At 60.5% G+C, this 10,548-nt stretch carries 8 protein-coding genes; 6 read left to right on the top strand and 2 right to left on the bottom strand.

Annotation, left to right across the window (positions count from 1 at the left end):
• Positions 1 to 347: 347 nt before the first annotated feature.
• On the top strand, positions 348 to 2,306 hold the full coding sequence (locus H7F49_RS18270) for a right-handed parallel beta-helix repeat-containing protein (protein WP_185685001.1): 1,959 nt from the start codon (positions 348 to 350) through the stop codon (positions 2,304 to 2,306).
• A gap of 57 nt (positions 2,307 to 2,363) precedes the next feature.
• On the opposite strand, the gene H7F49_RS18265 is transcribed toward H7F49_RS18270, so the two are convergent.
• Both H7F49_RS18265 and H7F49_RS18260 read right to left on the bottom strand, forming a co-directional pair.
• Positions 2,364 to 3,611 (bottom strand): HlyD family type I secretion periplasmic adaptor subunit, encoded by a 1,248-nt coding sequence (locus H7F49_RS18265; RefSeq protein ID WP_185685000.1) that lies wholly within the window; start codon positions 3,609 to 3,611, stop codon positions 2,364 to 2,366.
• Between the two features lie 95 nt (positions 3,612 to 3,706).
• The gene (locus H7F49_RS18260) at positions 3,707 to 5,494 is read right to left on the bottom strand and encodes an ATP-binding cassette domain-containing protein (protein WP_185684999.1); all 1,788 of its coding nucleotides are present in this window, start codon (positions 5,492 to 5,494) and stop codon (positions 3,707 to 3,709) included.
• 166 nt (positions 5,495 to 5,660) lie between these two features.
• Between H7F49_RS18260 and H7F49_RS19840 the strand changes: the two genes are divergently transcribed.
• The 5 genes from H7F49_RS19840 (at position 5,661) to H7F49_RS19700 (ending at position 10,333) form a co-directional block, all read left to right on the top strand.
• Positions 5,661 to 5,783: a hypothetical protein gene (locus tag H7F49_RS19840; RefSeq protein ID WP_268958992.1), complete on the top strand. Its 123-nt coding sequence runs from the start codon at positions 5,661 to 5,663 to the stop codon at positions 5,781 to 5,783.
• Between the two features lie 338 nt (positions 5,784 to 6,121).
• On the top strand, positions 6,122 to 6,646 hold the full coding sequence (locus H7F49_RS19835) for a calcium-binding protein (protein WP_185684998.1): 525 nt from the start codon (positions 6,122 to 6,124) through the stop codon (positions 6,644 to 6,646).
• Between the two features lie 250 nt (positions 6,647 to 6,896).
• Positions 6,897 to 8,627 (top strand): type I secretion system permease/ATPase, encoded by a 1,731-nt coding sequence (locus H7F49_RS18250; protein WP_235982325.1) that lies wholly within the window; start codon positions 6,897 to 6,899, stop codon positions 8,625 to 8,627.
• Between the two features lie 151 nt (positions 8,628 to 8,778).
• Entirely contained in the window at positions 8,779 to 9,663 is an 885-nt protein-coding gene (locus H7F49_RS18245) for a hypothetical protein (RefSeq protein ID WP_185684996.1), read from the top strand.
• Positions 9,664 to 9,838: 175 nt separating this feature from the next.
• A complete protein-coding gene (locus H7F49_RS19700; protein ID WP_185684995.1) occupies positions 9,839 to 10,333 on the top strand; it encodes a retropepsin-like aspartic protease family protein in 495 nt (164 codons plus the stop codon).
• Positions 10,334 to 10,548 lie beyond the last annotated feature (215 nt).

The raw sequence follows: 10,548 nt of genomic DNA, 5'->3' as shown, positions 1-10,548 counted from the left end.
CCGCACGGTGCCATCGGCAACAAGCCCCCGATCACGCTGATGAATCACGGTGACGCACCCAGCCCGTCACCGTGACCCTGGTCGGGAAACTCTAACCCGGGGTGGTCCAGAGAATGGTGTCGGATCATGGCAGGTCAATCTTCAGGAGGCCCTCCCGGCCTCTGTGCGTCAGCCGCTTGAATGGAATAAGTCATTGAATGACCTAACTTAGAATCGAGGAATCGTCATAAAGTCCAAGTTAACTCTACCGCGCAACGCCGCAGCAACCGGTTTACCCTAGCCTTCTCCTCCAGCGAGTTCAGTCGGCAGCCGTGCCTTTGCGGCCACCACGCTGGGGAGTTACGACTTTGGCCACGTACACCATCAGTTCCTCAAGCCAGTTGAAGGCGATCCTCTCGGCAGCCAAGTCCGGGGACACCATCAAGCTTGCCGCTGGCGTCTATTCCGACGTCAGCGTCCTGAACAAGACCGGGCTCACCATCACGAGCGCGGACCCTGCCAATCCGGCGACCATAACAGGCCTCCGGATTACCGGCGGTGACGACATCACCATCAGCAAGCTCAACCTTACGGGAACAAGTACGACCGCGCAAAACAGTTTTCAAGTCCGCTCGTCGAACAACATCGTGTTCGATAACCTCAAGGTGAGCGGTCCCGCAGGTCATGATATCTCGACCCTGGAAAACGCGGGCTTGATGATCCGCGCAAGCACCAACGTCTCGATCACGAACAGCGAGTTTTCCGGATTTCGCTACGGGCTGAGTCTGCTTGACAATGAAAACGTCAAGGTGGCCGGCAACTTCTTCCATGAAATCCGTACCGATGGCGTAAGGGGTGGCGGAAACGACTTCCTGACCATTACGGGCAATGTGTTCACTGACTTTTTCCCGGCGGAAGGAGATCACCCCGACGCAATCCAATTGTGGACCAACAACACGTCCAAGGCGACACACGACGTCACCATCAGCAACAACTTGATCGTCCGGGGTGACGGTGAACCAACGCAAGGCATCTTCTTGCGCGATACGGGTAACACTTTGCCGTTCGAAAAGGTCGCCATCACCGGCAACATGGTGATCGGCGCGCTATACAACGGGATTTCCGTGCAAGGCATGGTCAACAGCACTGTGAGCGGCAATACGGTCCTCGGCTTTGACGACCAGGCCTCCTGGCTGCGCCTCAGCGCTGTTTCATCGACGGTTGTGACCAACAACAACGCGACCAAGTTTGTCTGGTCGGATACCGATGCCTTGATCACCGACAACAACATCCGGAGGCTGTCAGTCCTGGATGGCGGAGCCGGTGCAGTATCGCAATGGATGGCCAGTCAAGGCAGCTTCGGCGGGAAGTGGGGCGACAACCCAGACTCGATGCTCGACCGTCTCGACCTCAACCTCAACAAATACTCGTTCCTGCGGGACGACCAAAGAACGGTCGTCATCGAAGGCACGGCAGGCTCAGACCGTCTAACCGTCAGTGCTGTCGGCAATAGCCGTGTGGAGGCTGGCGATGGCAACGACACCATTTATGGTGGCGGCAATGGAAACAACGCTCTGCATGGCGGCAACGGCGACGACGTATACTTCGTCCGCAGCGTCAAAGACAAGGTGATCGAGCAGGCGGACGGTGGCATCGACACGATTGCGACATCGATCAATCTCGAAATGGCCAACCATGTCGAGAACCTTCGGGTGGAGAGCGAAGATCTCACTGTGTCGGGCAATGATCTCGCCAACCGCATGACCGGGTCTGCTGGGATCGACACATTCTATGGAATGGGCGGTGCGGACACCCTCCTGGGCCTGGACGGTGATGATTTCCTGTCCGGTGGTGACGGCAACGACAACCTGAATGGCGGCGATGGCGCAGACGTGTTGTACGGCGATGCCGGCAACGACACCCTGGTGGGCGGAGATGGCAGTGACCTGATCCTCGGTGGAGCCGGCAATGACCTCATCCAGGGGGGCTCGGGCGCCAATACGTTGACCGGTGGCCTCGGTGCCGATGAGTTCCGCTTCCGCCAGGGTGACCTGTCCAACGGAGTCGTCAATGTTATCACCGACTTCCAACGGGGCGTGGACAAGATCTCGCTGGCCCTGATCGATGCCAACAGCCGGACCTCTGCAAACGAGGCATTCCGTTTCATTGGCAGCAACGCTTTCAACGGGCGGGCCGGTGACCTGCGGTTCTACAAGGACGGTGCCGATGTCATCGTTCAAGCCGATCTCAATGGAGATGGGCGCGCCGACTTTGCCATCAAGCTGCTGGCCGTGTCGGCGCTCTCCGCTTCCGATTTTCACCTTTGAAGAGTGCGGAGCACCTGCTCCGCATCGACCCATCGGGCCGCTGCCGGATCAGCCGCCTCATTCCTCGCGGAATGCCCTGGCGAACTGGTCCCGCAGCGGCTTGGTGATGTAGGAAATGAGTGATCGCTCGCCGGTCCGGAAAAAGACTTCCACCGGCATGCCGGGCTTGAGCTTCAGGTTGCCAAGCTTGCGCAGCTCTTGCGCGCTGACCTCGACGGTCGCCTTGTAAAAGACTTGTCCGGTCTTTTCGTTGGTGATCCGTTCAGCCGAGATATAGGTGACCCGCCCGAACAATTCAGGGGTGATCCGGTTGTTGAACGCGGAGAAACGCAGACTGGCGGGCTGGTTGAGCGAGAGCTGGTCGATATCGTAAGGGCTGACGCTTGCCGTGATGGTCAGCCGATCATTCGACGGCACGATCTCCATGATCGTTTCCATCGGCGGGACGATGCCCCCAACCGTCGTGAAGGCCATCTTGTCGACAACGCCATCGTCGGGGGCACGCACCAAACTGCGGTTGAACATGTCTGTCGCTGTGGCCGATCGAACCTTCTGGTCATTGAGACGCGCCTGGAGCTCTACCAGCTCCTGTCCAGCCTTTGATCGGCTGTCCTGCAGAATCTGCATCTTCGATTGCCGAAGTTCGGCGATCCGGGCCCGAGCCTGGGCCATCTGGGCGTGGAACGAAGCTGCGGTCCCTTCAAGGTCGACGGCGGTACGCTCAATCTGGTTGAGCCGATTGACCGTGACAAGCTGCTGATCACGCAGGGTTCGCAGGCCATCGAGTTCGCTGCGGACAAGAGCAGACTGCTTGTCGGTGGCGTTCTTCTGGGCGCCATAGGCCACGATCTGGGCCTGGGTCTGGCGTATTCGCTCTTCGATCTGAGCCATTTCCTGCCCCTGGGCGCCGCGGCGAAGAGCCAGCAACCGCCGGGCATTGTCCATGGCCGCCTGCTTCGCCGGGGTTGGATTGACCGTCAATTCAGCGGGGAACTGCGGTACAGCAAGTCCATCACGTTCAGCTTGAAGAACCGCGATGTTGGCGAGCAATTGTTCCACGGTATCGCCACTGGCGAGCGCACTGGCCCCCGACACGGTCGTGTCCAGCCGCATCAGCACCTGCCCACGCCGTACCCTCTGACCTTCCCGGACCTCGACCGCGGCGATAATCCCGCCCTGGGGATGCGCAATCTTCTTGATCCGGCTTTCCACGGTCACCTCGCCGGCGCCGATCACGGCGCCCTGGGTGCTGGTCAGAGCGGACAAACCCACCAGTCCGGCCACGAAGGCGGCGATGATCCACAAGGCCAGGCGGAAGTTCTTCCGGATCCCTTCCTCGGGGTCGGCCAGAACCAGGCCAGGATCAGTCGTTTCCCCGATCAAGGACGGAAGCTGATAATTCATTGCACGCTCTCCGCTTCACCTTCGTCACCACAATCCACCGTCTCGGCCGCTTGCTGACCCGCGATGCTCTCGCTCTGGTCGGGCCGTCGGGACTTGCGTTGCATGATGGCGCGACGCACCGCTTCTGTCTCACCGAAATAGGTCGCGGTACCCTGGTCGACCATCAGGACGTGAGTGGCCAGTTCCACCAACAGCGAGGCACCCCCACCCATCACGACGATCTTTCCGTCGTCGCGGGCATTTTCGATGACCTTGCGGAAGTTGACAATTCCGTTGCGGTCGCAGTGCGCCGTCGGCTCGTCCAGCACCAGCAGGAAAGGATCGCCCAGCATCGCCCTGGCAAGCCCTATGGCCTGGGCCTGGGCACCGGAGAGGTTACGCCCGTTGTCACCCACCTGCGTCTTGTAACCCTCTGGCAAGCCCAGGATCATATCGTGGACCAGGGCCTTCTGGGCCGCCGCCACAACCATTTCGCTGGTCGCGTCGGATCGAAAGCGAGCGATGTTTTCGGCGACCGTCCCGCCGAACAATTCCACTGACTGTGGAAGAAAACCGATGTGTCGACCAACCTGCTCATTGCTCCACTGGTCGAAGGCCGCACCATCGATGCGGATCTTGCCGGCCAGCACCGGCCACGCCCCCGCCAAGGCCCGTAGCAACGTGGTCTTGCCGCTGCCGGTCGATCCCAACACCGCAAGCACGTGACCAGCATCCAGTCGGAAGTTGACGTTGTGCAACAGCACACGCCGCGTTCCGGGGACGGCAATCGCCACTTGCTCACCAGTGACACTGTGGACCGGAGCCGGCAGCGGCAGCGGAATGGATTCGGGCTGTACGGCCTGCAGGATCCCGTCAATCCGGGCCCATCCCTGCCTGGCGTCGACCAGCATCGGCGCAGTCTCGATCGCTGCAACAAGCGGCCTCAACGCCAAAACCGTTGTGAGACCGGCAGCAATCACGACCGAATACACCGCCAGCCCTTCTATCTCGAGCCAGATCCCGAGTGCTATCATGGCGCACAAAGCGGCTAGGTGCAGGTGCCGTGCCACGGCCACATTGCGCAGGTGCAAGCTGCGCCACGCGCTGTCCAGATTCAGCACCTGTATGTTCAATGCATGCCAAGCTTGCTCGACCTGCGTGATCGTCCCCAGCGCACGCAGGGTATCCTGCCGCGTCCGGTTTTCCTCGAAGAAGGCCCTCCGCCGGGCGGCGGCCCTCAACGCAAGTCGGCGGGGGCGGCTCAGCGCAACGAGGGTCAAGCCCAGCAGCAGCACAAACCCGCAAACGATGGCGAGCAGAGCGACGGCGAACCAGACGTGCAGGACCACCATAAGCAAAAGCAGGACCGGAATACCCCCCAGGTCCAGCCAGTTACCGAGCGCGCCGGACCTGCTGAACTGCATTATGGCATCGAGATCCGCCGTCACCTGCCCAGCCTCCTGGGTCCCTGTCTTTGATCTTTCGGCAAGGACCCCCGTTGCGTGATGCAGGCGCGGTCCGAGGCATGCCACCGCGATGGAGCCGATTTGTATCAGGACGCGTGAACGAAGGTCTAGCAGAACACCCGAGAAGCCCAAGGCCAGCAGGACGACAAGCAGCAAGCCCACCGCAGTCTGGATGCTGCCGCCCGGACTGGCGACCGAGAACTCCAGCATGACATACACCACGACAAGCGCCGGGATGAATGACAGCACCAGCGTGAGCAAAGCCGCAGGAATGAGCGCAGCCCGGATACGGGTGAGCGCGACCCGGGCTTCCCCGCTGGCTTGCGAAAACAGAATCATTGACCTTCCTTCAGCTGTTTATGCCCAGCGCGGCCCCACAACCGATGATCAGACAATACAACGCTTTCTCAAATCCTCTGCAGGGGAAATCACGAACAAGCAAGGCTCGCCACGGTAGGGAACCTTTCCTTCGCTACAGAGTTCACAAAGCTCGACATCGGGTTCGATGAGTTCGATGTTCATGGTGACGCAGGCTCTGGAACGACAAACCGAGCTGGTGGTTGATATGGCTGAGCACGGCTTCGGAAATACGGATGATCTGGCCCGCGCTGGCGATTACAATGGTTAACAATTGACTCAATTTCATTGGCCATGCCTTCCCCTGGCAATGTCATTCCGACGGTTTCCAACGGGTTCGCAGAGCTCAATGCCCCAAAATGGTTAACGGACATTCTGTACCAAAACGGGTAAAGTTTGGTTTCTCTTCAAGGTAACCCTCTTTGCAAGCTTGCAGAATCGGGGTATCCGTGGTTTCTAATCTGAAGCCGCACAAAGCTTCAGGTCCGGTATGGTGGTTACCATCTTAGGTTACCACGCTAGACCGAACGATGGGCGTTAACGCGTTTGGCCTGCTACGGAACGGGAGCCGTCTCTCTCGTCACGTTTTCTGAGTTAGGAGCACATTCAATGACGACTTTCGACACAACCGTCCGCGGCACCGCTGGCAATGACGTCCTCGGCAGCACCTCGACTTCGCTGAACCAACTGATCCGTGCCGGCGCAGGCGACGACGTGCTGCGTGGCGGCAAGGGCGACGATCGTCTCGTCGGTGGCGCCGGCGACGACATCATGTCGGGCGGCAAGGGTGCTGACCAGTTCTACTTCAACAGTGCCGACGTGGGCGCTGGCCAGACGGACACCGACCGGATCGTCGATCTGAACTTCGCCGATGGCGACACCATCGTGTTCGACAACTACGGCGCTGGTTTCTTCGCTGACAAGGCCGGCCTCAACGCCTTCGACGGCGGCAACGATGCGATCGTCAGCTCGTTTGCCGGCCTGAAGAACCTGGTGAATGGCTCGGGCGGTGCGGTCACCGCAGCGAACGGTGGCAACAACCTGCTGATCCTGACCATCACTTATGACACCGATCACACCCAGATCATCCGCATCTCGAACGGCTGGGCCGGCTTCGACGGTTCGGTGATCTGATCACGCGGTGACCTTGCTGTTATCGGCTTGGTAAAATCGAACAGGCGGCGATCAATCGCCGCCTGTTTTTTGTCGGCGGAACGGTGGCACTCCCGCCCAGCTCGCTTGACTGGGGCATTTGCAGCTGTTTGACATGCTCCTGGGTGGCGGCCCTGTCGTTGGCATGGCAAGAAGGTGAGTATGCTGGCCTTGTTGCACAGCAAGATTGTGATTGCGGTGAGTATGCCGCTCCTCAAGCGAGCATGATCCAATGAGTGGTCCGCAATCCGGTGATGAACTCCTCCGCGCACGTCTGGTTCGCGTTCTGGCTCACACCCGACGGACCCTGATCGCGGTCTGCGTGATCAGCGCGATCCTCAACGTGCTGCTGCTGGGCGGTTCGATCTACATGATGCTGGTGTACGATTTCGTGCTGCCCAGCCAGAGCATTCCGACCCTGGTCGGGCTCGCGATAATGGTCACCGTGATCTACGCCGTCCAGGGACTCCTCGACTTCATCCGCGGCCGCCTGCTGATGCACTTCGGTGCCGCGCTCGATACGGATCTCAGCCCCGACGTCCACAAGATGGTCAGCATGTTGTCCCGCACCCAGATGGACGGCGATCCGGTCCAGCCCATCCGCGATCTGGATCAGCTCCGCGGCTTTCTGTCAGGCCCGGGGCCAGCCACGCTGGCTGACCTGCCCTGGATGTTCCTGTTCATCGGCTTCCTGTTTTTGCTTCACCCTTATCTGGGCCTGACAGTGCTGGTGGGCGGCGTAATCCTGATTATCATGACCTACCTGACCGAACGTCTCACGGTTGAGAAGAGCAAGCAGGTGATGGCCGTGGGCCAACGCCGCCTGAAGATCGCCGATGTCACGCGGCGTCACAGCGAAGCCATTGTCGCGAATGGCATGGAGCAACGGATCTGCGCCAGCTGGAGTGACGCGAGCCGAGCCTATCTGGCCGCACAAGAGCAATTGACCAATGTCGCATCCCGCATGGGCAGCCTCACGCGCATGTTGCGGCTATTGCTGCAATCTGGCGTTCTGACAGTGGGCGCATTGCTCGTGATCGAGCATGCGGCGACCGGCGGGGTGATCTTCGCCAGTTCCATCATGTCCGCCCGCGCTCTGGCCCCGGTCGAAGCCGCCATTGCGAATTGGCGAGGCTTCGTCGGGGCGCGACAGTCGTGGTCCCGGCTCAAGGCCATGGTTGCCCTGCTGCCGGAGGAGCCCTCGACCGACATCTTGCCCGCCCCCTACCAGACCCTCCGAGCCGAGGACGTGAGCGTTTCGCCTCCGGGATCGGATCGCAAGACCGTGGTCAAGGTCAACTTCGGATGCGAGGCCGGCTCTGCTATCGCAGTGATCGGACCCAGTGGCAGCGGCAAATCAAGCTTGGCGCGGGCCCTGGTCGGAATCTGGCCGGTCAGCGGCGGATCGATTAAACTTGATGGTGCCGACCTTTCGCAGTGGAACAGCGGCGCGCTGGGCCTGCAGGTGGGCTATGTGCCCCAAAGCGTCGAATTGATCGAGGGGACGATTGCGCAGAACATCGCCCGGTTCGATCCGCAGGCGGACGTCGAGGCGATCGTGGCCGCCGCACGCGAGGCCGGCGTGCACGACATGATCCTGAACTTGCCGCAGGGCTACAACAGCCAGGTAGGGCCTGATGGCCATGCGCTGTCAGGTGGCCAGCGGCAACGGATCGCCCTGGCGCGGGCGCTCTACGGAAATCCATTCCTGATAGTGCTCGACGAGCCCAACGCAAACCTCGATGGAGAGGGCGACGAGGCCTTGTCTCGCGCCATTATGTCTGCGCGAGCGCGGGGCGCCATCGTCATCACGATCGCCCATCGCCCATCGGTTCTGTCGGCCGTGGATCGCATTCTCGTGATGCGCGACGGTCAGTCCATTGGCTATGGTCCGCGAAACGCCATACTCGCACACCTCAACTCGCCTACAGCCTCATCGGGTGTGATAAAGGTCGAAGGCTAGATGGTGTTGAGCGGACAATGTCATCGGCCTTCGGTCGAACAGCCGATACCTCCCATCATGCCGGCGAACGACCAGATGCCGAGCACCCGCCGGTAGACCTGGGTAAGACATGCGAACAACGATAACAGCCGATGGTTAGAGAGGGTCAGCAATGAACAAACGATCTCGACCTGCGCCAAGCTCTCGAAGCCGGATTTTTCTTCTGTATGCCATGCTGGTGACGGGAGTCCTGACGTGGCAGGGGATACACTACACCGGGTTGCTGCAGATTCTGGGTGAATGGCAGTTTTCCAAGATCGGGACGTTTTTCCCCGTCGCAACCCAGTTTGTTCTGGTTTTGGCAGCAACACTCCCCGTCGTCGCCTGGTTGCGTTTCCGCGATCGACGCAACCACAGCCCGGAACCTACTGACGGACTGACCCGGGCCCGTGAGCGTTCGGCGCGCCTTGTCCTGCTTTACACGGTTGTCGCGTCATGCCTGGCCATGGCCGCGTTGGTGACCATGGCGATAGCACTGACGGCATTTCTTCCGCATGGGCCAAGCAAGGCCTTGTCCGTCGAAGGGACCGCCCCGATCGCCTCTGGCCCAGTCCGACTGAGGGGCTATGCCGACAAGTCCCGAATGATCGAGATAAAATCAAACGTGATTGCCGGTAGACGCACCATCTTCGTCGTGCCTCTACTGGCCTACCCCGGCGATCGTCGCGAGATTGGATACTTTGTTCCTGTCGTGTCGAGTAAAGACGCGCTGAACGTCAGAACCGATCCAGCACCAACGGTTATAACCCAGGGATTTCTGGCGCAGCATGGGATGCCTGAGGAGGCTGCGAGCCTGCTCCGCGCGCGAGGCTACCCGGTGCGGCATCGCGCGGCCTTGCTTTACCGTTCGCCAGCCGACGCGGCCTGGTCGGGTCTCACCTCCGGGATTCTGATCGGACTGCTGGCCATGCTGTTCGCGATCGGTGCCATGATCGAGACGCGGCGATATGGCCGCCTTGTCGGCTCAGCCAATGCCACAACGACAGTTGCTTCATGAAGGCTGAGGAAAATCTGCCGCCGGCCGACGCGGTGGGCAGGGCAAAACACCGCGATCCCGATAGGTTGCAACCTGGCGGCTGAGGCATGTCCCGCCTCGCGCAGGGAAATCGTGAACTCGTTGTTAACCAAGCCCGATAAGTCGATGTTCGTTCTGACGGCTGCATAGTGCCGGCATGAGCCTGCCTCAACTCGCCTATGTTTTGCTCGGATCCGCCGTGTCTGCGGCCTTGATCGGCATGGGCCCTGCACCTGGGACAGAGACGCCAGGCTTTCGTCACCCCACACCAGTCCAGACCATGGCTCCTGCCGGTCCGGTCAGGGCGGAACGTGCGTCCGACGGATTGTTCTATGTGAACGTCAGGGTTGGAACCCGGGATATGCGGTTCCTGGTTGACACCGGTGCAAGTATGACCGTGATTTCGCCTGGCGATGCCAAAGCTCTGGGGCTTGATGTCAAGTCAACGACCGGCCCTGCGCTCCGGACGGTCGGTGGAGTCGTATTGGGTGGTCTGGCAGAAGTCCCGCGCATGGAGATCGCCGGACGTGAAATCCGGCACATCGAGGTGGCCGTCGTCGAACATGGCGCGCCGGCCCCCTTGCTGGGCCAGAATGCCTTGGCCCAACTGGGCCAGGTGGTTCTGGATACCAATCAGGTGGTGATCAACTGAATCGGCACCCTATGCCGCACTAGACACCTCTGGCCCAACGGAACGTTCGCGATGGGCACCGAATCGAACCGTAGTTCAGGAGGTAGCCTGTCGCGCGACGATCAGGGTGAGAAGGCGCGACGATCAAGATGAGAATGCGGTGTGTCGGGATCGGCGGAGGGCGTAGCCCGTAGTCGATCCCGACACACCGGAGTCACTCTCTGCCGGGTGCCTGT

This window comes from Novosphingobium aerophilum (assembly GCF_014230305.1).
Classification (GTDB): Bacteria; Pseudomonadota; Alphaproteobacteria; order Sphingomonadales; family Sphingomonadaceae; genus Novosphingobium; species Novosphingobium aerophilum.
The sequence above is the reverse complement of the archived record's forward strand: the minus strand, read 5'-3'. Positions and strand labels throughout refer to the sequence as shown.